This is a genomic window from Enterococcus sp. BWR-S5, assembly GCF_016745255.1.
In the GTDB taxonomy this organism is placed as follows: Bacteria; Bacillota; Bacilli; order Lactobacillales; family Enterococcaceae; genus Enterococcus_L.
Genome location: NZ_JADOEQ010000011.1, coordinates 124389 through 147967 on the forward strand (window position 1 = coordinate 124389; position 23579 = coordinate 147967).

Here is a 23579-nt window from a genome sequence, read left to right on the forward strand (position 1 = left end):
TCCACTTTTTCCAATTCGCTTGTTTCTAATTTACTCCGCTTGAAATACTAAAAATTCTTGATAGCGTTGATCAATAATTGCTTTTACTACCTTATAATTTTCCTCCGAAAAAATGATGCCGTAATCTGATGCCTCCACGCCTTGCATATGCTGCAGCGTTAGTGTGCTATAGTCGGACAGATAATCCCCATAGTTATCAGCAAACTTACTATTTCCTTCATAATAGTAATCTGCAAATGTGGCACCATCATCATTAAAATCTTCTGCTAACAATACGCCATCATTGAATTCAAATAGCAGCTCCAGCGCACTATACTTGCCGATTTTAACGGCTGCGACTTCCTCTGCCATGTCATCCAGCAAGTCTTCTCCTGCAAAATTGCTCTCCAACATCCAACGGTAAAAAAATGCAATATGAACACCGCCCTGCTCAATCGCAATCTCCTTTGGGAAGTCCTTAGCATCAAAATGCCATTTAGCTTTATCATAGGCCATTTCTTCTATTCCTCCTTTATTGAATCAACTCACTCTTTTCTATAGTGTAATAGAGCTGACTGCCTACAGCAAGGAGAAGTTGACCTCAATTTTCACTATGTCCTATTTTTTCACTTAGCGTGGGCACTAGTCACTACTCCGTAAAACATAAAAAAAGTGGTGGGACAAAAGAAGTGTGTGTGTTTCCTAAATTGGTTGGTAGCAAATCCTGTGCCCCTGTTTCCCGTTTTATGTAAAAACGTCACAGTCATTGCTTGTTCCTATGAATCATACGAAATCACCTATCATCAGATAATGCGCCATTGTTTGCTATGAAAGAATTGGGCCTGCTCTTCTGATAAATGGTTTCCCTACAATCCTATTATGTGCATTCTTATTCTTGTGTTTCCCTATTCCTCGTAATTTCCTCAGCAACATTGATTCGTGTGCAATTGTGACAAGCGTATTCTTCCCCTAGTGTGTTGCGATTTACGCCACCACCTCCTTTGCTTTTTTCTTTCTAATCTTCTTAGTAATCAGCTTCTCAAGCTCTACGATTAGGAAAATTCCAAAGGTATTCAACAGGATAGAAATGTGTTGCGAGCTCGTTAACACGGTGATTCCAATTGCCTGCTGTGCAATCGGTACGAACAGCACAACGCCCTGCAATACGGCCAAACATGCCAATGAAATGAAGATTGCTTTGTTTTTTAACATCGCCTTATTGATTGAAGGATCAAGCAGCTCCCGACAGTTCAGCATATAGAACGCCTGTGCCAATACAATGCTTTGCAGCAACATGGTCTGTTGAACAAGCTGACTCTCTGCCTGCATCGCAATCAAGTATGCCGGAACAGTGATTAATAAGGAGACATAAACAATTCTGAAAATACTGTAGCCTGAAAGCATCGGCGCTTTGGGATCACGTGGTGCCCGCTCCATAATCTTCTCATTTGCCGGTTCAAATCCCAATGCGTAAGACAGCGTGATTGTTGTCACCATGTTTACCCATAAAATCTGAACGGGTGTCAACGGAAGCGGCAGGTTAGTCATCAGAGCGAAAATCACGATTAATCCTTGAGCTAAAGCAGTTGGTAAGAAAAAGTTAATCGTCTTTTTCAAGTTATCAAAGATTCGTCTACCTTCCTTCACTGCTCTGGTGATTGTCGCAAAGTTATCGTCCGCTAAAACCATATCTGCGGCTTGTTTACTTACTTCACTCCCCTTAATACCCATCGCAATACCTATATCTGCTTTCTTCAAAGCCGGAGCATCATTGACTCCATCACCTGTCATTCCAACTACCTCACCGTTTTTCTGTAAGGCGCTAACAATCCGCAGCTTATGCTCAGGTGTTGTTCTGGCAAAAATATCGACAGTTTTTACTTGCTTCTGCAGCTCTTCATCGGAAAGATGATCTACATCCTTTCCTTCTAATGCGTACGCTGTATGGTTCAATCCTATTTGCTTGCCAATCGCAATCGCAGTATCCTTATGGTCGCCGGTAATCATTTTTACTCCGACTCCAGCTTGATGTGCTTCTTTCACCGCTTTGATTGCAGACTCCTTTGGCGGATCAATAATTCCAGCCAAGCCCGCCATCGTCAGGCCTTCCAACGTCTCATGACTCAACTCCTGCTCCTTCGACAAATGCTTCAGGGCAAATCCCAGTACCCGCTGTCCTTTTTGTGCCAGCTCAGCTGCTTGGGCTTTCCAGTAGCTTGTCTCTGAATTGCTCAACTGTGCCTTCTCCAATAGAACCTCTGGTGCTCCCTTGACGAATAATACCTTTTCGCCAGTCGTTAGCTCATGAACAGTTGCCATGTATTTGTACGCAGAGCTGAATGGAATTTTGTCTTTTTTCACCATGAAAGGAACAGGCTTGTCATCAACAAATTTCAGCAAGGCTAACTCTGTTGGATTTCCACTCAATTCTTCCGCAGATTGCGACCCTTCAAGCTTTAAATCCTGACAGTTATTCATAATGGACGTAACAGCCAGTTCATCTTCCAGCGCCACGGATTCTTTACTTACCTGCTCAGGTAAGATGATATCGACGACTGTCATTTCATTTTTCGTTAAAGTTCCTGTTTTATCAGAACAAATCACGGTCATCGAGCCCAAGGTTTCTACTGCCGGCATACTTTTGACAATCGCTTTTTCCTCTGCCATCTCTTTGACACCCATCGACAGAATCATTGTTAAGACTGCCGGTAACCCTTCCGGAATAACTGCTACAATCAGGGCAATCACGGAAGAAAGCAAGATATTAATATCCATCCCATGCCTTAGTGTTGTAAAGAAAACCAAGAATACGATAAACCCGATTAACCCCTTGAAAATCTGCTTGTTCAATTGATTCATTTTGCGAATCAATGGTGTTGTCTGCTTTTCCACAGACTGTAACGCTGAGTTAATCTGCCCGATTTCTGTTTCATCGCCAACTGCAACGATAACGCCGATTCCTGAACCATCCTGCACCAAGGTTCCTGAGAAAGCCATATTTGTTCTATCGCCCAAAGGTGTATCTTCTTCGAGCATCTTTGTCTGCTTTTCTACCGGCAAAGACTCTCCCGTCAACGCTGACTCTTCAATGACCAAGTCATGTGTTTCAATCAGACGAATATCCGCCGGTACGACATCGCCGCTTTTCAGTAAGACGATATCTCCAACAACCAACGCTTCAGAATCAACGGTCTTTCTGATACTACCTGAAAGAATGACTGCCTCTTGCCCCATCATTTGCTTCAGCCCGTTTAATGATTCTTCTGCTTTACGCTCCTGCAGATAGCCAATCAAGCCGTTAATAATAACAACTGCTAATATGATGCCCATCTCAACGTAGCTTCCTGTGATTCCTTTTAAAACAGCCGCTACCATTAACACAATCATCAGTAAGTCTACGAAATGCTTTCCAATTTTCTGCCATGTCTTCAATTGATTTTTTTCGGAGAGGATATTTTTTCCTTCCTGCTCCAGTTTCTGCTCTCTTGTCTCTCTATCTAAGCCCTTTGTCGAGCTGTTCAATGTCTGTAATGTGTCATCTGCTGTGTATTTATGCCATTTCATAATTTTTTCCTCCTGTTATTTCTTTTGGATATACTCTTAGTATACGGATTTTGCTTTGCTGTGAAGGTCACGTTTTTCAGAAAGCTATGAAAAAAATAGTTCTGTTTGCATACATCTCTAACAAAAAACAGGCGAAAAGGATAACATCCTCTTCGCCTGTTTTTTACTATTTTCTAATAAGATTATCTCCATTGGCTGCAATGACTTCTTTGTACCAATCAAAGCTCTTTTTCTTATATCTCTCCAGCGTCCCGCTACCATCGTCATTGCGATCAACATAGATGAAACCATAACGTTTTCGCAGCTCAGCAGTTGTAAAGCTGACTAAATCTATACAGCCCCAGGATGTATAGCCCATGATTTCTACACCATCCTCAATAGCCTCTTCCACCTGCACCAAATGATCATTCATGTAATCAATACGATAATCATCCATCACTGTTTTCGTTCCGTCCGCAAGTTCGACTAGCTCATCTACTGCACCCAACCCGTTTTCAACAATGAACACTGGCTTTTGATAGCGATCATACAAAATATTTAGATAATAACGAAGCCCTTCCGGATCAATTTGCCAACCCCATTCACTTGCTTTCAAATATGGATTTGGTATACCACCAATAATATTTCCTTCTCCTGCTTCTTTCGTTGGATCTGCCGATTCACACACACTCATATAGTAGCTAAATGAGATAAAATCAACGGTATGCCTTAACGCCTCTCTATCTGCCTCGGTTATGTCCAAGTGAATATTATTCTCTTTAAAAAAGCGCTTGGTGTAGCTAGGATAATAGCCTCGTACCTGAATATCAGAAAAATAGAAATTCTCACGTTCTGTTTTTAAGGCTTGTAAAACATCCTTTGGTTCAGGAGTCAACGGATAAACCGGCACGCCTAAAATCATACAACCGATTTTTGCAGAAGGGATAATTTCGTGACAAGCCTTGACTGCTTTTGCACTTGCAACTAGCTCATGATGAATCGCCTGGTAAATATCTTGTTGGCTCAACTCAGCTTTTGGCGTGTTGATTCCACCACTTAAAAACGGCACATGAGTAATTGAATTGATTTCGTTAAAGGTTAGCCAATACTTTACTTTTCCTTTGTAACGCTCGAAAACAGTACGAACATAGTGCTCAAAAAAATCAATCATTTTACGATTTCGCCAGCCATCATAGGTTCTAGTCAAATGAAGCGGCGTTTCATAATGAGATAATGTCACTAAAGGCTCAATGCCATACTTGAGGCACTCATCAAACACATCATCGTAGAATTTCAAACCAGCTTCATTCGGCTCTTGCTCATCACCCTTGGGAAATATTCTAGCCCAAGCAATTGACAGCCTAAAAACCTTGAATCCCATTTCTGCAAATAAACGAATATCCTCTTTATAGCGATGGTAAAAATCAATACCGACAAGCTTTAGATTATCTTCCTTCGGCTCTTCTGTCGGTTCTTCTCGCCAGCCCTTACGTGTCACATCTTGAACAGTCAGCCCTTTTCCATCTTCCAGATAGGCTCCCTCACATTGATTGGCGGCAGTTGCTCCGCCCCATAAAAAATCTTTTGGAAAGTTACTCATGTTATCCTCCTTCTACTTAATCAATAAGAGACATCTCTACATTTCTATCGCAACGATTACTTAGACAACATATAAAACAGCTTCATTGTACACTGCTTCTGTCATGTCATCCTTAGGAACAACTTCTATATATTGATCTGAATTTGTCACAATCAATGGAGTAGTTATATCGTAACCCGCTTCTTTGATACCAGCGAAATCAACTTTTAATAATGGCTGTCCGGCTTTAATCACCGCATCCGGTTCAACTAAAACCTCAAAGAATTTCCCGTTCAGCTCAACGGTATCGATACCAACATGAATCAACAATTCCAGACCTGCTGTGCTTGTCAGACCAATCGCATGCTTTGTTGGGAAAATCGCAGAAACAACACCATCGAAAGGCGCGACAATTGTATCGTCCTCCGGCAGAATCGCAAGTCCTTCTCCCATAACCTTACTTGAAAAAGCTGAATCATTGACCTTGCTTAAAGGAATAATTTTCCCTTTGACAGGCGTCAGAATCTTTTTAGGATCACTACTTCCAGCTTCCACCATTTCCAAATTCACCGCTTCTGTTTCTACAGGTTCTTCATCAATACCAAAAACTAGAGTTAAAACAAAAGTCAGCACAATGGATATTGCTGCAACGATACAGGCATTGATAATATTTCCGTTCCCTTCTCCCCCAATAAATTGAGGCAAGGCAACCAATGAAGGGACTGCAAAGGCATACGATTCTAGACCAGTAATCCCCATATAAATACCACAGATTGCCCCGGAAATCATAGCTGCATATAGTGGTTTCTTATATTTCAATGTAACCCCATAAAGTGCCGGCTCGGTTACGCCAGCCAACAAAGCTGATATTCCAGAAGCCAAAGCAACCTGTTTCAAATTTTTATCTTTTGCTTTTAAAGAGACAGCAAGTGATGCTGCCCCTTGAGCCAGATTCGCTGCCAGCATCGCCGGAAGAATCAAAACATCTGGTGTTGCCGGAGAAGCAATCAGAAAAATTGGTGCGAAAGCCCAATGCATTCCTGTCATAACGATTAATGGCATAAATGCAGCCATCAAGCCTAGCGCTAACCAGCCTGCTTTACTTTGAATCCAAATAATTCCTGCTGAAAGTCCTTCTCCTGCAAAGGTACCTAATGGACCAACTACTACTAAGGCGATAATTCCTGAAATAACAATGATGAACAATGGTTTCATAAAGCTTTTCATCACCGTTGGAATAATTTTATCAAAGAAAGCTTCTATATATTTCATCAACCAAACCATAATTAATATTGGAATAACCGATGAACCGTAGGAAGCCAATGTAATCGGCAGCCCAAAGATATTCAGTGGTTCTCCCTCTGCTACCAAGCTGACAAAATTGGGATGCAGCATAATCCCGCCGACTGTTACAGCCAGCATTGGTGTTACTTTAAATTTCTGTGCTGCTGTGTAAGCAAGCATCATCGGCATAAAATAAAACGGCGCATCACCGAAAAATGACAATACAGCGTAGCTCTTAGATGCTTCATCTAAAATGCCCATCAACGGTAGAATAATCAGCAAAACCTTGATCATTCCTCCGCCAAGCATTGCAGGAATCAATGGCGACATACAACTGGAAATAACATCAACAAAGGATTCAAACAGATTTTTCTTTTCTTCCGGTTCAATCTCAGTATTATTAAAGTTCCCCAACTTAGTCAATTCCTTATAATAATTGGCCACATCATTTCCCATGATAATCTGATATTGGCCGCCTTTCTTCATAACGCCCATAACACCTGAAACAGCTTTGACTGCTTCATCATCGACTGTTCCTTCATTTTTCAAAACAAAACGCAGGCGCGTCATACAATGGGTCACTGAACGAATGTTTGACTCTCCGCCTACTAATTCAAAGATTTTTTTTGCTGATTCTGTATAGTTCATTCTCTTTTCCTCCTCATAGAAAAAGACCTGAAACTGCACTCAAATAGAGTAACAGCTTCAGGTCATGCTCCAAACTGGATAACAATCCTGCTCCATTATAAATTTTTTGTGATTCTGCGAATGTGTGCGGTCAAATAAAGCAGCTCTGTGGAACTCAGTTCATACTCAAACTGTCCCTTAACGTATGTGCCGATTTTCAATGCACAGTCATATTCCGATGCGTATTTCTTCTTCAGAGTATCCAATAGCTCTGCATCATCATCGTCGTAGTGATCGCTTACCAGTAACCGCTGTGCAAAAAACTTCACGTGCGTGATAAATCGATAGTAATCCAAGGACTCTTCATCAAACTCTGTTCGATAATGTGTTTTGATGATTTCTTCTATATGCTTCGTGATTTCCGCAATTTCATAAGCTAAATCATCTCCGCGATCCATCTCAGCATTGACAAAGTGTGTTGCAATAAAAGCTGCTTCATCAATTTCAAAGGATACACCTAAATCATTGCGAACAATCTCTACTGCTTTTTCTCCCACAGCATATTCATCTGGATAAAAACGGGCAATATCCCAACGCAACGGATTTTTCAATATCGTTCCTACTGCATACCGTTCCACAGCTGAATGTATATGATCGGTTAGATTGACATAAATGATTTCATTCAGATTCTTCCCAAGCTTGATTTTTCCAAAATTAATGATTTTCTCAGCTACTAAAATATGCTCCATCGGCACATCAATCAATAATTCTGTAAATCGGTTTTGGGTTGCTTTGTCTCGCAGCAGAAATGTCTTTTCGACTAGCTCCATATCAACAGGGCTACCCTTCTTTTTCCCAAAGGCAATTCCTCGCCCCATTAACAGTACATCAACGCCTTTGCTGTTTGATGACATAATTGTATTATTATTTAGTACTCTTTTTATGATCATAAAAATTCCCCACTAGCTACAAAAAAAGCCCATTTACCTGCACTTCTCCTGTGCGTTGTAAATAGGTCCTGCTCACCGAAGTGATAACATCCAACATTTTTTCTATTTTTAGCTGTTGCATGCTTACCTGAAGTAATAACATCAACAACTCAAGACAAAGGTTATCATGGATATCAAGCGCTGTCAATAATTTTTTTAGAAGCTGCTCTTTTCCTCCCCAGTCAAGTATAGGATAGAGGAGGGTAGCAGCAAGAAAACACCACAGCTTAAGCCAGAAATCAGAATCGCCGCGTCATTACCAGAACCAGCACGATATTACGTTTAATCTTTCCAAGGAGATTTAGAAAGTAAAATCAAATTAGGTGAAATTCCCAAGCAACCAGCCAGCATAGTGAACGATAAGGTCAGTTTTGAATGGTAGAAATATAGATAGTCATACTGATTATAACCGCTGCAATCATACAAAGATGACTTCTCAGCTCTTCTTTTTTCAAGGTCAACATTGCTCCTTAACTAAAAAACAGTCCTTCTTTCTTTTTTGCTTCTTTGATCCCTGATTGATTTGGAAGCTGATCTGTATAGCGTTTCATTAAGAGAACCCCTCCGATTGCCGTCAGCAGCTCTGCAATCGGCATAACTAGCCAAAGAGATGACGAACTAAAAACTGTTGGGAGCAGGAAAATCAAGCTGCCGCTAATGACTAATCCACGAGTAATGGAAATGACAAATGCTGCTTTTGGCCTCATCACTGCTTGAAAATAGTAGGTTGCAAAAATATTAAAGGGAAGAAAAATGAACGACAAGCTATAGCTGCGAATAATTGTTGGTGCCATCCTGATTATTTCCTGACTTGGTTCCATAAAAACCTTTATGAGAAGTAACGGCATTGCTAAACTAAGTACCGTCCAAAATAGGCTGAAAAATCCTGCACTTCCCAAGGCATACTTCAGTGTCTCTATAATTCGATTCCCTTGTCTTGCACCAAAATTGACCGAGATGATTGGCTGAGCAGCTTGACCAACACTGTAGGCACAGCACTGAACAAAGGTGCTGATGTTCACAATTACTCCATAAATCGATAAAGCATCCGTCCCCAGATAACGCATAATCTGTCGATTAAATAAAATCGTGATGATACCCATCGCAACATCGACAAAAAAGTGGAAAAACCGACAACTGTTATTTCTTTCAGCTTTTTTAGAATGTTTGTTGGTTTTCTTATTATCAGCATATTTTTCTTCGTCAGAAAATGTGTGAGAAGTAATAGAAAGGAAATCCCGGAGCCAATTGCGGTAGCGAGCCCTGCACCAAATATTCCTAAATCAAGGGTGAATACAAAGAGATAATCAGCAAACATATTGAATACTCCGCCAGCAAGAATCGCTGTCGTTGCAAGTCCCGGACTGCCGTCATTTCTCAAGAACGCTGCCAACATTTGATTGAATAGAAATAGAGGCAGTACAAATTTGACTGGTAATAGGTATTGCTGAGCTAATGGCATCAGAGCCTCACTGGCACCAAACACTTGCAACAACGGCTGTTCAAATAATATCAGCCCCACCCATGAAAAAATTGCCAATATGATTGAGCCAATGACTGCAACAGTGAAATAGTCATCCTCTATTTCAGCAGTGCTCTTCTTTCTCCCTTTCATTGTACTGAATAGTACTGAGCCGCCAATTCCCATGAGCAGTCCGAAGCTGTAAATAATATTCCAAATGGGTGCAACCACTGCCAGCGCCGCAGTTCCATCTGAGCCTTGGTATTGCCCAACCATCGCCATATCTACCACTGAATAAATCGACGTAATCAAGGCACTTCCAAATGCTGCCGACAAGTATCGAACATAGACTGCCTTAATTTTTCCCTCTAAAAATTCATTCATAATAATCCTCCCCTAATTTAGAAAAAATGAACAAGCTCATGAAGCGGCTAAATCCGATTATTGATAATTCTCCATGAAGCCAATCTTCTAACGATATCTATACCATCTATCGTTTATTCCTTTAGCTTCTAACTATTAATCTTTTATAACCCCACAAACAAAAAAGCCGGATAAGGCAACAGATATCTCAATCCGTTGTCTTATCCAGCGTATCATTTTTATTGAATGATCTACCCTCCGAGCAAGTAATATTTATTTTAGTGGTTGTTTTCTCTGATGTCAAGGAGCTATTTTTCACAAAAAACTTGTTACCTTCTATAAAAAGCAATCCCTTCTTTTGTGTCCTTAACCACTGCATCTTTCGGAGCTGTAAGAACTAGATATACCCAATAAAAATCACCGATACACGCCGCGCCATGGAAGCTGCTTAAAACGACAAACACGAAGGGTGTCACTATATACAGTCCTAAAGCAACAATCAAACCAAAGGTAATCAAGACAAAGGGTGCCAGGCTAATCCATATAAAAGCTTCCTTTGAATAAATCGAATCCGGACTGGCTGCATAAGCTACTCCTTGTTTAAAGCCAAAAATCACTTTTCCTTTTAGGTTAAAAAGCTTGAAAAATAAGCCATGAATCAACTCATGAATCAGAATCGATCCTATTAGCCCCACACCCATAATAATGACTCCAGACGTTGTAACACCTTTTGTCTGTATATCTCCAATAAGCATCCCAATACCGGAAAATACGAGAAGAAATACAAGGGTTACTGGAATACTGAGCTTCTCCAATCGGCGAACCAACGCTTTATTATCTATTAAATCAATCTTCTTTATCAGTTCCATTTACTATACTCCCTACTTCTTAATCACCTTTGACTCATTTCTTTCTCTATTTGGATACCATTGTTTTCAAACGCAATGACTAAATTAGACCGCATTGTTTGATCAGTACTGTATTTTTCCCACATCCTATAATAGGCGTCAACCAGCTTGGGATGTTGCTCACGAGCCATGCCTTGGAGCGCCGCATGAGCAACCCAATAGGACTCTTCATCCATCCAAAGAATAAACTCATTAAGATACGTCATACAATCCTTTGCATTGCTAATGGCCCAAACCGCTGTTTTCCTATCGTTTTCTGCCAAGGTTTTATCCATAGCAAATGCAAGCAAGTCTTTTCCTGTAAAGACACTGCATTCCTTCATAAAGAAAATCACTCTGCTTTTTTCCTGCAGTGTTTCGTCCCAAAGTAGTTTTGCCATAGTAGTATAGTAGCCGTCTTTTTCAGCCTCAGGAATTCTTCGCGCACAAGCAACGGCTGCTTCACTATTTTCTCCACTAAGCAGCAGATGAAACATTTCCATAGCAGCAGCCTCATCGAACTTCAGCAATAAATCCAATCGCAAGGTATCTAGCTCTTTATCTTCTCGTTGTTGAATAAAGGCGACTGTATGATCATCGACTGCTGAAAATCGATATAGGCTTCTCAAAATGTCATGCTTTTCTTCTTTATTCGCTGTAGCATAATCCCTCTTCAGCTTCTCTTCACTTCCTAATCTAAAATAACCATAGGAAGAAGTGCTATTCCCTTGAATAATTTCTTTGAAATAATTTTCATACCAGTCCAAGAAAGTCATGTTCGTTAAATAAGGTGGATAGTCAGAGAATAAATTCCAATCGATATAAACAATCTTACCAGCCTCAGACCCGCTGAGCATCAATAAATTGTCATAGGTACAGCCTTGTGTTCCGATATTCAGCATTCCGCCATACAAGCGTTCCATCGCTTTGTCGTATAAATCGTCATCCTCTTCCGTCTCATCCATCAGCTGCTGCCACTGCGCCCTACTCAGTTTTTTATCTATCAACGCCTCGTTCCTAATTGCCGCTGCATGTTCCTCAGTACCAATCAGCTTTTCCAATGTGGTCAAGCCATAATAAGGTCCTGCTCCGCCATTTCCAACATGAGTCAAGAAGAACACATACTCTTCCGGTAAGCTGATTTGATACTTTACCTCAAAGGCCTTTAACTCTTCCAATGATAAGACCGGTCGTAGCTGGTACTTGTGTTTACTTGAACCAAAAACCTTTCGTTCAGCATCCACCTTGCCAGCCATTGCAACTAAATTCTGTATGTATACACCATGCGCATTCGTCAGGCGCTCATCGGTATAAGGAGACCATTCCACAGCTTCCAGGCTTTTCGATTCTTCCTTACGTGATTTTTTAAGAAATAATTTTTTTATAGTGTTTAACATCGCTTCCTCCAAAATTATGTATTTCTGTTAAAATTAATGAGGCTCAATGGTCAAAAAAGTCATCTGAGTAAGGAAAATCCCCTCTGTTCCATAGCCATAAAGGTGTGTGGATATCAATTGGTTCATACTCACTTCCCTGGAACAGCTCCGCCCATCGTTCTGCTACAATTTGCTGAACCTTGCTATGACCGGCCTCTTCCTCTGTTATTAAGTCCAGCTTGACACTAGCTTGTATAACATTCGTATCTGGTGCCACAGAAATATTTTCCCGATCCTTTAATTGTACATCAGTGTATTGGGTCATAACATATAACCAATAATTCATGATTTTATTCCCTGATAAATAAGGAAATGCTTTTTTGTGCTTGAGCATGTATGCCCTAATTTTTGACACAGTGTACTCGTTGTCTTCGAAAAAATTCCGAACATCACCGTCAAAGCGTTCATGAAACGTCTGACACAACTGTCTCCAAATGACAGGCTGTTTGTTTTTTTGCAGAGCAACCTTGTGCTTGGTCAGCTTTTCTCTCAGTTCTTCCTCCCCCATAAGAATAACTTTTTCAGGAAGAAACAACTCGGCTGTCTGCGAATCGTTTGCTGAAGCGTTAACACTTTCCCATAATTTATAAGCATTCCTTTGATAGTTCAATGCCATTGGTAATGTAAAATATAAATAGTTTTCTCTACTTCCAACCGAGTAGTTTGGATTACAGTCTTCAGGCATAATTGTACCGCCTAGCTTTCCAGCTTTGTGATAGTCAATCAACGTAATTGCTTTTGCCAAAACTTTTTCTTTATTCTTCATACAAGCCTCCCCCACAGTTCCTTCGATTAACGAAAAAAACTGTAAATTCTTCTTACAAAGTATAGTTTTAGTCTCTTCGTTTTTTTCACTGCTAATCCTATAGTACCATTATCTATAGGAAAGTTCGTTACTTTTATGAGTTTAACTGCGGTTTTTTGACTATCTAAGATAAGGTACAGACATTGAACCGCCTACTAACTTGAATTGCGTATTATCTACATTTTTTATATCTTAATTTGCTATGACAGCTTCTCCAACCAACCCAAAATATTCTTGTCTAAACACTCGCTCACTATTTCACTAGGACAAACAGGCTCGTTGCCAAAGCAACGAGCCTGTAGTCATGGACGTAATGAAAGCTGCGTTGACACAAAGCAGTCTGCAACTTATTTTTGACTGTATTTATGTATAATTTCAAAAAAAGAAAGAATACGCACCGTCAACAAACAAATATATTAAAAGTAGGAAGATAAAGCTTAAAACTCTTAGTTTAAAGTAAACTGCCTACGTCCAATCACACACTTATCATGAGTTCTTAAATCGAAAACCAAAGAATAGCTTTGAGCTTTTTTCACACATATCCAAAAATGATTCTTATCATTGATGCATCACAACAAGCTCTTGTTCTCTTTGTTTCATTTACCAACACTCTTCCACCAGGTATTGGATAATCCCTCATTCATCAATACATTCCACCGTACTAACTACCAGATTGGAAGCTCTCTAAAGGTAAATAAAAGAAGCTCAAACATACTATCACCTCACAATATATTGGGGAAAACACTTTCAATATATTCTAAATAGATTATAATATATACAAAACAAATTGTCTTATTACAATTGTAATATTCGGAGGAGCTATGAAACTAGGAGCATATATACAATTTTATAGAAAAAAAAGAGCCTTAACCCAAGCGGAGCTGGCTGAACGTATTTGTTCTCAAGCAGAAATCAGTCTGATAGAACAAGGGAAGCGGACACCCTCGTATGACATGCTGATGAAGCTTTGCAGCAGATTGAATATATCGATGGAATCCATCACTGAAAAATCAATTGATCATATTGAAGTATTAAATGAAAGCTTCCAGCAGCTCAATCTATTCCTGCTGAATAGAGAATACGAAAAGATGGACCTTTTACTGAATGACGAAACCATCTGGCGTGCAGCATACGAGAAAACGGATAAACAAAAGCTTTTATATTATCAAGGAATTTATACTTGTTTTCATTTGAAAGATAACACAAAGGCGCTGAATCTTCTCAAACTAGGATTAACAGAAACACTTTCTTTAAAGAATAGGGACTTGCATGAAATTCTCAATAGAAAAAAAATCTTCCAAAAAACTGAAACCTTGTTGATTGGTTCTATTGGTGCTGTGCTGCACCTTGATGGAAAGTACAAAGAAGCAGAGCTGTTTTTCGATACCGCCTGCAGCAATATTAATAATCTTGCTTTCCAAGACCAGCCATCCGAACTGGCCATCATCTACTACAGTGCCAGCAAAAACTATAAGTATCTGAACATGCATACTCAGGCGTTAGATATCGCTATGACAGGAAAGGATTGGGTATTGACTCATCATTCCACGGCACGGTTGCCGGAAATGCTGTATGAAATCGCTGAGAATTATCGTATTTTAGAAGAACCGGAAAGAGCAGAATGCTATTATATCTCCTCACTATCCGCTGCGTTGGCGATTGAAGACAAAATAATTTTTGATTTGATGTGCAAGGAATATCAGAATTTCACATCTATGAAAAAGCTGCAAAGCTTTTTGAAGGTAGTTAAATGCGTAAGTTGCTAGTTGCAGTAGGCTATCAATTTTGAGAAGAAGCAGGTGTACACCATTCCTTTGTGCATACACCTGCTTCAGCGTTCTTCTATACAAAGATTTTCTAAGCCTCAATTGCTCGCATCTTGAAAATAATTCACCACTTGCTTTCAACGATGCCACCATCAATCATAGGTCGTTCGATCACTTGCTAATCTGCATGTACTGCACTGATAATCGACAACACTTTTTTCAGCTTGCCAATCATTCCCACACACAGGGCATTGTTTTGTTGTGCGGTAATAGCTAAATAAATAATAATAGAAGGGCTTACCTACAGCCTGTTCAAAAGCATCTGCAATTTCTCTGCCTTCTATTGACAGTTGGGAATCCGGCTTATGTAACTGGCGGTAAGTGTAGCGGTCATGCAAGCTATGTAGAAATAGGCGATCCATCGCTTCATAAGCACTTTTCCATCCTAATACCGTATAGTATTCTTGTTCGCCATTGATATAGGGGAGTTGATAGAGCGGTACCCTACCGTTACAAGTGCCGCATACTACAGGAGTGATTTCAACAGAAAAATCAGTTTTTAATAGATACCAACTAGATTTTTTGCACTGACAAGCCGACTCGAAGTCTGTACTGACACCAATTTTCTGCCACTCTATTTGAAAATCCTTTTCCAGCTCATTTCTCTCTTTTCTACTGTAGATATTTTCATATTTTGCCTCTTGTATCTCTGAACCCGAAGCAGTAACAACAGCCTTTACTACCTTCTCCGTTCTATATACTTGATAGTTTACAGCAATTAATCCATTCTTGTACAGCATGGCTAGATAGGGAATAATACGGTTCTCGTCCTCCTCTGACACACAAATTGATTGTCTCAATGTAAAGCTTATTTCATAGATATCATAAGCCATAGCTGAACCTCCAACTTTCATTATTATTCGTTAGATAAAGAGATATATCTAATTCTAAATATTGTTTTTTATGCTGAACCAGTGCCCACAGAGTACTGGTTTCTTTATCAGCAAACAACGCCTGGTTTTCATCCAGTCGTGTGTCTATTCCACCTCTGCAAAGGAATACTATCGAATATTTCGATTGTAAAAATTTTCAAAATGCTTTCTGCACTCCCCTATTTGCTGGATTTCACTCTGATAGGTCTTCTTTATCTCCTGTTCTTGGCCATCTCTTCTCAAGTTCTGTGCCAGACCGGAAACTGCTTCATACGCATTAAGAAGACCAAAAAAACAGCTGCATTCGATTCTCCCTTCACAGCAGTCCGATAGCTGTCCAGCCTTAAGTAAAAAATCCGCCCAGTTAATTTCGCCCGCTTGGTAATCAAGGTACAGAACAGCAATCTCCAAATCTGTTTCATAGGGAACCTCACCAACCGGACCTTCACGATAAATACATGAATGAAGGATTGCTTCCACAGCTCTTCCGTCCTGAGCATAGCTTATATCCAGCAACCATTGTGGCGGTTCCTCAAGTTGTTCGATCAGTTGATAACACCACGGTAGATAATGCTCTCTGCTGATATTTTCTGTTTTCAATAGTACTCTGATAACAACCAACTCTGCTTTGCTGTATGCCAGTTTCATCCCAACACTCCTTTATCACTATCTGCCTATGATTCTTTCCTTTATCATAGCATTAGTTGCAGGCAATAAACGAGATTATTTATAAAATGAAAAACAGACCTCTTATCGAAAGGTCTGTTTTTCATTTCTCTATTCTTTCACAGTCTCCATCAATGGCGCAATCGCTCTGCTGCAATACTGGCTGGATAGCTTCAATAAAGGTCCAATCAATACCACACCAAAAATCGGTCCCAACATAAACTTGCCGCCAAGAAGCATCCCCATCACAAAGCATAGCGTGTCCAATCCCATACGAACTTTTGCTAAATCGAGCTGCCATGTGTCGCTCAAAGCAAAGCTTAAAGCGATGTAGCCCTCTTTGCCGGTATTAGTTGCCGCAGCAATCCCTGAGCCAATCCCAATCAAAGCAATTCCGCTAATTACAACGCCTATTTTCATCAAATAGGGCGCATCAATGACAACTTGTCGAATCATGATATCTGTAAAAATACTGGTTGCGATGGGATTCAATAAAGTAGCGAGTCCCAATTCTTTTTTATTAATAAAGAACACCGCCGTCAAGCAAATGAAGGTTACCAGCAACGATGCCTGACCGACAGTGATGGGCAAACGTCCTGCCAGCCCTTCCCATAAAACACCTAGCGCATCTGCCCCCAGTTCGGTCACTACACACAAGCCAACACCAACGCCGACAATTGAAGAGCCGATAATCGAAAGCAGATAGCGAAGAAGCATTTTCATTAATCCAAATCCACGCCGTCAGAAGCGATAACTTTCTTATACCAGTAGAAAGAATCCTTCTTGATTCGTTTGCATTCCTTCGGATCATCATCAGTTCGATCAACATAGATTAATCCATAGCGTTTCTTATAACCATTACTGGTAGACAATAGATCGATTGCTGACCAAGGCATATAGCCGACAACCTCAACACCCATATCCATTGCTCGTTTTGTTGCTTGAATGTGCTCTCTTAAATAATCAATACGATAATCATCGTGAATCTTCCCATCAGGCGTCAGCTCGTCATAGGCACCCAGACCATTTTCAGTAATCATAAAAGGAATTTTGTAGCGAGTATATAGGTCACGATAGACATATTCCAATCCAATTGGATCAATCGCCCAATCCCAATCTGTTGTACGCAGCTCAGGATTCGGGCACATTTGGTAAAATCCCGGATGTGTTTCAAAACCAGACATATCCCCTTTTTTCCCGCTAATATTATAGCCGGACCAGCTTCTTTCTGCCCCCTCCGGACAAGCATGTGCACACTGACTATCATAATAATTGATAGCAAAGAAGTCTGAAATGTTTTCCGCGAAGAATGCTTCATCTCCCTCTTCCATGATAGGTGCCAAATCTGCTTGCTTCAAATAAGTCAGTGCTGCAACGTTGTAATAGCCCTTAAAATAAACATCCAGATAATACGTATTTCTTAAATCGTTGGCATTTAATGCCGCTAATTGGTCTTCCGGTTTGCAGGTTCTTGCATATACCGGCGCATAGCCCAAAGCAGGTCCCGCCAATCCGCCAACCTCATGAACATATTTGACTGCGGTCGCTTGTGCCAAATTCATATGGTGATTAATCTGATAACGCAGCTGATTATTATTCTGGTATTCCGGCAAGACATAACATTTTTGTGTCCAATACTGAACGATGATACTTTGTTCATTCAACGTAATCCAATACTTTATATCATTCTTGAACTCATTGATAACATACTTAGCAAAAATCTCGAAGTCCTTTACGACCTCTCTTGACAGCCAGCCGCCATATTTTTCCACCAGCGCCCACGGCAAATCATAGTGATATAGGGTTGGAATCGGTTCAATGCCATTGTCCTTTAACTCTTTGATTAAATCACGATAAAATTGAACACCTGCTTCATTGACTACATCGTCGCCGTTTGGAAAAATACGTGACCACGCAATCGAAAAGCGGTAGCTGGTAAACCCCATCTCTTTAAATAATGCGATGTCTTCCTTGTACATGTGGTAGTGGTCACTGGCAACACTAGCATCTGCGAAGCCAAACTTTTCATGCCGTTCCTGATTGATAATATCCTGTTGGGACAAGCCTTTGCCATCCGCTTCTGCTCCACCCTCAACTTGATAGGCACTGGTTGCCGCTCCCCATAGGAAGTCTTTTGGAAACTCTTTGTTCATATTCTTCTCTCCTCATCTTTTTTATTAAAAACTGAAGGATGAGTCAATAACGGACTGCTTCAGATTTCTCACAAGTCATTAGCTATTGTTCTACTTGATCGGCAAATGTGGTGTCGCCAATCGCCTCAATCGTGTACTTACCATCTTTGTAGGTCAGTGTTGTTACACTGCAATTGCTGATTTTTTCGCCATTGTATTCACCCGGTGCAATGACCTCCATGATAATTGGGATAATTCCTCCGGATGAAACAATCAGTATGTTGCCGCCGCCATTTTTTTCCGCTTGGGTAATCATTTCATCCATCACGGTTGCCGCACGAGCTTTGATTTCTTCATACGTCTCCGCTTCCTGCTCAGGATCAACCTTCGCGATATGGTCTGCCAATTCCTCTTCACCCAGCTGTTCTTTCAGAAATGCCCACAGCTCGTCACTATCAGTTGGGTAATCAAGCTCTAAATCCTCTGCCACAGCAATGTTCATCGCATCATTGGACTGTCCTTCAAAGCTGCCGAAATTCTTTTCTCTAAAACCGACAAGCTCCGTCAGTTCAGGCGCCTTTCCGCTATTTTCAGCCAAAATCAGCTTAGCTGTATTCCGTTGACGAGCTAAGTCACTGGAAAACGCAGAGGTAAATGTCACGTCCTTCATCCCTTCCCCCACTGCTTTCGCCTGTTTCTCACCAATTTCAGTCAACGGGCTGTCACTATACCCCTGCACCTGATTCATTGTATTGAACCAAGTCTTGCCGTGACGAACCAGATAGACAGTCATTGCATCAGTCGTATTTTCATCCGCGGTTGCCGCCGTCTCCTTTTCTGCTGACGAAGAGCCGCAAGCGGTCAATAGGAACGCAAGCCCCATCAATAGAGCCAATTGAAATTTTTTCATTGCTTTACTCCTTCACTCTTTTCTTTAGTGCTTCAAAGCCAGCTCAAACAAATCAATCAAATCTCCTGTCATACTGACCTCACTTGATATCGTCATGAGATGATCCTGTGCATGAGTGAATAATAAACACGGCGCATAGCTCTTTCCGGCTGCTTCATTCTGGATAATCGACGTTTGCGATTTATGCGCCAATACAATGTTGTCCTTCGCTTCCTTCAAACAGACTCTTGCGGCGTCAAAATTCTTCTCCTTCGCACACTTGATTGCTTCCTGCGCTTTTGTTCTGCCATTCCCAGCATGTAAAATAATCTGCATGGCTACAGGAATCAACTCATTTTCCTCTTCCTCTACTAACTCATTTTTCATTCTGCTTTTCACCTCGTCTTTTTTAAGAAACTGCCTCTGCACCCATCATCGTTTCCTGTTGTTGTTCCTCTGCCTTAACCTCTTCTGCCAGCAATTCCTTTTCATAAACCTTGAAGAATGGATACCAAATCCCCAGATAGATGGCAAATAGGACAACATACCAAATGATTGCTCGGAAATCCTTCGTCAGTATCACGCTGGAAATCGGTGCCGGAATCTGTGCCAGCTGCATCAGCTCTGCCGGAATATTCAATAAGCCGCCTCGCATGGCAAACCAGATAACACAGCTGCCTACGATTGAATTAATCCACATTGGCATCATCAGCAAAGGATTCATGACAACAGGTGTACTGAATACAACCGGCTCATTGATGTTGAAGATGGAAGGTCCTATACAAATCCGGCCCAAAGTTTTCAGCTTCTTTGATTTTGAGAAACACATCAGCAGATTCAAGCCTAGTGTTGCACCAGTCCCACCCATCATAATCAAACCGATACTATAGACCGTTTCATTCGTTACAATATTTGTTGGATTAGCTCCCTGCTGTAAAGCCAGTGTATTTGCTGCGATCCCCGCAATAAAAATTGGGTTTTGAATTGCTGACCACAGCCAAGTAGAAATTCCCATAGAGTAGAAAAATGCTGGAATCAATACCAATAAAATTAAGCCAGGCAATGACTGTCCAAAATTTTGGATGGGTTCAAACAGCCCAATAATGACTTGGAAAATATCAATCTTCAAACCAAATATCAACGTAGACCATAGTGCTAGGCTGAGGAAAATTGGAATGATGTTATTAATCCATTCCACTACAAAATCCGGTAATTCGCTGTTTTGCAACAATTTCAGCTTGCTGAAATAATGGAAGATCACACTGACAACGGCACCTGTAATCACACCAATCAGAATTCCTGTAGGACCAACACGCCCCATATCGTAGACACCCTCCTCTGCTCCCACAGGATGCAGAAACATCATCAGAGAACAAACCGATACAATCCCTGCTGTAATGGAATAATTCGGATGTTTGAATTTCTCCATATATTGATTCGCCACCATAAAGGCTGCAATCAGACCAATCATCCCAAAGGAATAGTTGGAAATATTACTCAAATCCGGCAATGATGGTAAATAAGAGCGGAAGACATTATAAAAGAAGACAATTGACCCCGTCATGATAAACGGAATCAGCTTTTGCATCGCACTTGATAGACCTGCTACTGCAGGTTTTTGTGTTAAAACCTTGGCTTTTGGCGCAAAGGAGTTCGCCAGCCAATCCATGAATTTTTTCATTATTGTTACCCCTTTCGTTGTTAATTACTTAATTTTTGTATGGCAAAATCCAGTAGACCTTCTCCGTCCAGCATGCCGTAAATATCCTGTGGAATCACATCGACCACTACATTATGCGGTGCTGCCTGTTTGGCCATTTCCTCTTTGAAGGAAGCGTAGTGTGGTCCTAGCAGCAGAATATCAATAGTATCTAAGTATTGGGATACTTCACTTTCACTTCGTGCATCAATTGAACCGGAAATTCCGCGTTTTTTCGCAGCCTTTCTTGTTTTTTGCGCTAAGAATCCACTGGACATCCCAGCACCACAACATAACAGCATATTGATTGTTTCCATTTTCATAACCTCCAAAATGTTTTTACAGCTAGTCGATTCTTTCGTCTCGGCGGCTGTTTGTCTTGCCTTGATTATTTCGTTTTCAGCGCTTCTTCTCAACTGAACTTTTGCACTGCACCGGTGCAAATTTCTATTTAAAATCGTTTTCACAACCTTTATACTAGTAAGTACATTAGTGGAAATCGTTCTGTGGTTTTCCCCTACAAAAAAAGTCGCCACAGTCATTTTCCAGAAAGGGATCGTTCAAGATGAAAGAAAAGCAAGAACAACTATTACATTTTTTGCTTCAGCAGGAACAACCGCTGTCTTCCCGACTATTGGCTCAGACTCTTGATATCTCTATGCGAACAGTCAAAAGCTATGTTGCCGATTTAAATAAATCCAGCAGTCAGCCTGTGATTTTTTCATCCAATTTAGGCTATACCATAAATCCTCAAGCAGCTCGCTTACTCTTAAGCACTGAAGAAAAGCAGCCCGAGGTACCGCAGACTTATAAAGACCGTGCGTTTTACATTATCAAGCGAATACTGATTGAAAATGCTTTGCCTGATACCTTTGATACTGCCGAAGAGCTATTTATCAGCTATTCAACGTTAAAAGCGGACCTTTCACGAATGAATAAAACCTTTGAGAAATACAAAGTCAAATTCATCATAAAAAATGACCGCATCTATATTCTTGGTGAAGAAAAAGAAAAACGCCGCTTAATTTCCTATATCATTTTTGAAGAGATGCCGTATCAGTTCATGGATCAAGAGATACTTGAACAGAACTTTGAACCAGAAGATGTCCTGATGCTTTCCACAATCATTCAGCTGGTTATGAAGGAATCAAACTATCATATGAATGACTTTGCCTTTATGAATCTGATGCTGCATCTATTGATTCTTATCGAGTCTGTTCGAAACGATCAATCCCTGATTTCCCGGGATTGGTTCAGCTCTTGGCTCAGAAAAGACAAAGCTATGCTTGTCACACGGCTAATTGAGGAGATAGAAAAAGAATTCCAGCTCACACTGAATGAGCTGGAAAAAGAAGAAATTCATATGCTGTTCCATGCAAATGTTAATTACATTCCATCCAATGACATAAAGGAACTGGAAAATATTGCTGGACCTGAAATACTCGCGGCGATGACTACTGTACTCGAGCAAGTACGCCGAACCTTTGGTATCAGCTTGGACAGTGAAGGCTTCATGGTACCTTTTGCTTTGCATTTAAGCGGTCTCTTTTCAAGGGCGAAGCAGGAATCCTTTTTGAAAAATCCTATGCTGGACTCTTTGAAAAGGGACTATCCCATCGTCTATGATATTGCCGTTTTCATCTCTCTTCGTTTAGGCGAACTATTCGATATTACCATCAACGAAGACGAGTGTGCCTATATCGCTCTGCACATTGGTGCCGAGCTGGAAGGACAAAAACGCAACTTCTCAAAGATTAAAACAGTTGTTTTATGCCCTAAATACATGGGATTAGACAAGAAGCTTTATGCTCGGTTGTCCCAGCAATTTGGGAATGAATTGAATATCAAAGCTGTGGTTTCACAATTTTCCAATATCGAAAATCTCTCCTTTGAGCTATTAATCTCTACTATTCCTGTACCAAAAAGTGAGCACTATAAGCGAATTAATATCGCCCCATTCTATACCGAAGAACAACGACTCACACTCGTATCTGAGGTAGCCAATATTCGCTTAAATCAGAAAAAACAAATTTTGAGTAAAAACTTTGATTCTTACTTCAACGAAGAGCTTTTCTTTATTCCGGAAAAAAAGAAACAACGAGATGAATTACTTCAAGATATGTGTGTGATGATGGAAAAACAAGGCATTGTAACGACTGCTTTTTATAAACAGGTTCTTGAACGTGAAAATGCCTCCTCAACTGCGTTTGAATCCATTGCCATTCCACATTCAGTCTACATGGATGCCACGAAAACAACCATCGCTGTCCTGCTATCTAGTGAGGGCATTGATTGGAATGGCCGCAAAGTTCATATTGTTCTCCTTGCAGCTATCAATGACTTGGATCGCCAGCTATTTACGGATATCTACGAAGCGCTGATTTCCTTATTTGATTCTCCTGATATTTACTCTGAATTGAAGAATGTTTCAACCTTTGAAGATTTTCGCCGCTTTATTCATGGGAAAATAAGAACACATTAAAAGAACCACTCAGTCATGCAAATAAGTCATGACTGAGTGGTTCTTTCAAAACTATTTTT

The 23579-nt window shown here is 40.5% G+C and carries 20 protein-coding genes; 2 read left to right on the top strand and 18 right to left on the bottom strand.

Annotation, left to right across the window (positions count from 1 at the left end):
- Window positions 1–30: 30 nt before the first annotated feature.
- The 10 genes from IW510_RS13445 to IW510_RS13490 form a co-directional block, all read right to left on the bottom strand.
- The gene (locus tag IW510_RS13445; protein WP_202060497.1) at window positions 31–495 is read right to left on the bottom strand and encodes a DUF7832 domain-containing protein; all 465 of its coding nucleotides are present in this window, start codon (window positions 493–495) and stop codon (window positions 31–33) included.
- A gap of 468 nt (window positions 496–963) precedes the next feature.
- Window positions 964–3543, bottom strand: coding sequence for an HAD-IC family P-type ATPase (locus IW510_RS13450; RefSeq protein ID WP_202060498.1), 2580 nt, complete (start codon window positions 3541–3543; stop codon window positions 964–966).
- A gap of 166 nt (window positions 3544–3709) precedes the next feature.
- Entirely contained in the window at window positions 3710–5122 is a 1413-nt protein-coding gene (locus IW510_RS13455) for a glycoside hydrolase family 1 protein (protein WP_202060499.1), read from the bottom strand.
- Between the two features lie 60 nt (window positions 5123–5182).
- Entirely contained in the window at window positions 5183–7033 is a 1851-nt protein-coding gene (locus IW510_RS13460) for a beta-glucoside-specific PTS transporter subunit IIABC (RefSeq protein WP_202060500.1), read from the bottom strand.
- Between the two features lie 95 nt (window positions 7034–7128).
- Window positions 7129–7962, bottom strand: coding sequence for a BglG family transcription antiterminator LicT (gene licT / locus IW510_RS13465; RefSeq protein ID WP_202060501.1), 834 nt, complete (start codon window positions 7960–7962; stop codon window positions 7129–7131).
- Between the two features lie 509 nt (window positions 7963–8471).
- Complete coding sequence (locus tag IW510_RS13470) at window positions 8472–9104, bottom strand: MATE family efflux transporter (RefSeq protein ID WP_202060502.1); 633 nt, start codon at window positions 9102–9104, stop codon at window positions 8472–8474.
- A complete protein-coding gene (locus IW510_RS13475) occupies window positions 9026–9847 on the bottom strand; it encodes an MATE family efflux transporter (protein ID WP_202060503.1) in 822 nt (273 codons plus the stop codon). Before IW510_RS13475 ends, IW510_RS13470 begins: the two co-directional genes overlap by 79 nt.
- A gap of 308 nt (window positions 9848–10155) precedes the next feature.
- On the bottom strand, window positions 10156–10695 hold the full coding sequence (locus IW510_RS13480) for a DUF3267 domain-containing protein (RefSeq protein ID WP_202060505.1): 540 nt from the start codon (window positions 10693–10695) through the stop codon (window positions 10156–10158).
- Window positions 10696–10718: 23 nt separating this feature from the next.
- A complete protein-coding gene (locus IW510_RS13485) occupies window positions 10719–12110 on the bottom strand; it encodes an SMI1/KNR4 family protein (protein WP_202060507.1) in 1392 nt (463 codons plus the stop codon).
- A 43-nt stretch (window positions 12111–12153) separates the two neighbouring features.
- On the bottom strand, window positions 12154–12915 hold the full coding sequence (locus IW510_RS13490; RefSeq protein WP_202060509.1) for a hypothetical protein: 762 nt from the start codon (window positions 12913–12915) through the stop codon (window positions 12154–12156).
- A gap of 860 nt (window positions 12916–13775) precedes the next feature.
- Between IW510_RS13490 and IW510_RS13495 the strand changes: the two genes are divergently transcribed.
- Window positions 13776–14720, top strand: coding sequence for a helix-turn-helix domain-containing protein (locus IW510_RS13495; protein WP_202060511.1), 945 nt, complete (start codon window positions 13776–13778; stop codon window positions 14718–14720).
- A 152-nt stretch (window positions 14721–14872) separates the two neighbouring features.
- On the opposite strand, the gene IW510_RS13500 is transcribed toward IW510_RS13495, so the two are convergent.
- The 8 genes from IW510_RS13500 to IW510_RS13535 all read right to left on the bottom strand — a co-directional run bounded on the left by IW510_RS13500 (window position 14873) and on the right by IW510_RS13535 (window position 21355).
- Entirely contained in the window at window positions 14873–15613 is a 741-nt protein-coding gene (locus tag IW510_RS13500; RefSeq protein WP_202060512.1) for a DUF2310 family Zn-ribbon-containing protein, read from the bottom strand.
- A 168-nt stretch (window positions 15614–15781) separates the two neighbouring features.
- The gene (locus tag IW510_RS13505) at window positions 15782–16300 is read right to left on the bottom strand and encodes a hypothetical protein (RefSeq protein ID WP_202060513.1); all 519 of its coding nucleotides are present in this window, start codon (window positions 16298–16300) and stop codon (window positions 15782–15784) included.
- Between the two features lie 129 nt (window positions 16301–16429).
- On the bottom strand, window positions 16430–17041 hold the full coding sequence (locus IW510_RS13510) for a hypothetical protein (RefSeq protein ID WP_202060514.1): 612 nt from the start codon (window positions 17039–17041) through the stop codon (window positions 16430–16432).
- Entirely contained in the window at window positions 17041–18471 is a 1431-nt protein-coding gene (locus tag IW510_RS13515) for a glycoside hydrolase family 1 protein (protein WP_202060515.1), read from the bottom strand. Before IW510_RS13515 ends, IW510_RS13510 begins: the two co-directional genes overlap by 1 nt.
- Window positions 18472–18553: 82 nt before the next feature.
- A complete protein-coding gene (locus IW510_RS13520; protein WP_202060516.1) occupies window positions 18554–19360 on the bottom strand; it encodes a histidine phosphatase family protein in 807 nt (268 codons plus the stop codon).
- A gap of 24 nt (window positions 19361–19384) precedes the next feature.
- Complete coding sequence (locus tag IW510_RS13525; protein ID WP_202060518.1) at window positions 19385–19726, bottom strand: PTS lactose/cellobiose transporter subunit IIA; 342 nt, start codon at window positions 19724–19726, stop codon at window positions 19385–19387.
- A 22-nt stretch (window positions 19727–19748) separates the two neighbouring features.
- Window positions 19749–21020, bottom strand: a complete 1272-nt coding sequence (locus IW510_RS13530; protein WP_202060519.1) for a PTS sugar transporter subunit IIC — start codon at window positions 21018–21020, stop codon at window positions 19749–19751.
- A gap of 20 nt (window positions 21021–21040) precedes the next feature.
- On the bottom strand, window positions 21041–21355 hold the full coding sequence (locus IW510_RS13535; RefSeq protein WP_202060520.1) for a PTS sugar transporter subunit IIB: 315 nt from the start codon (window positions 21353–21355) through the stop codon (window positions 21041–21043).
- A gap of 248 nt (window positions 21356–21603) precedes the next feature.
- Here IW510_RS13535 and IW510_RS13540 point away from each other — a divergent pair, with 248 nt between their 5' ends.
- Window positions 21604–23520, top strand: coding sequence for a BglG family transcription antiterminator (locus IW510_RS13540; RefSeq protein ID WP_202060521.1), 1917 nt, complete (start codon window positions 21604–21606; stop codon window positions 23518–23520).
- The last annotated feature ends 59 nt before the right edge of the window (window positions 23521–23579 follow it).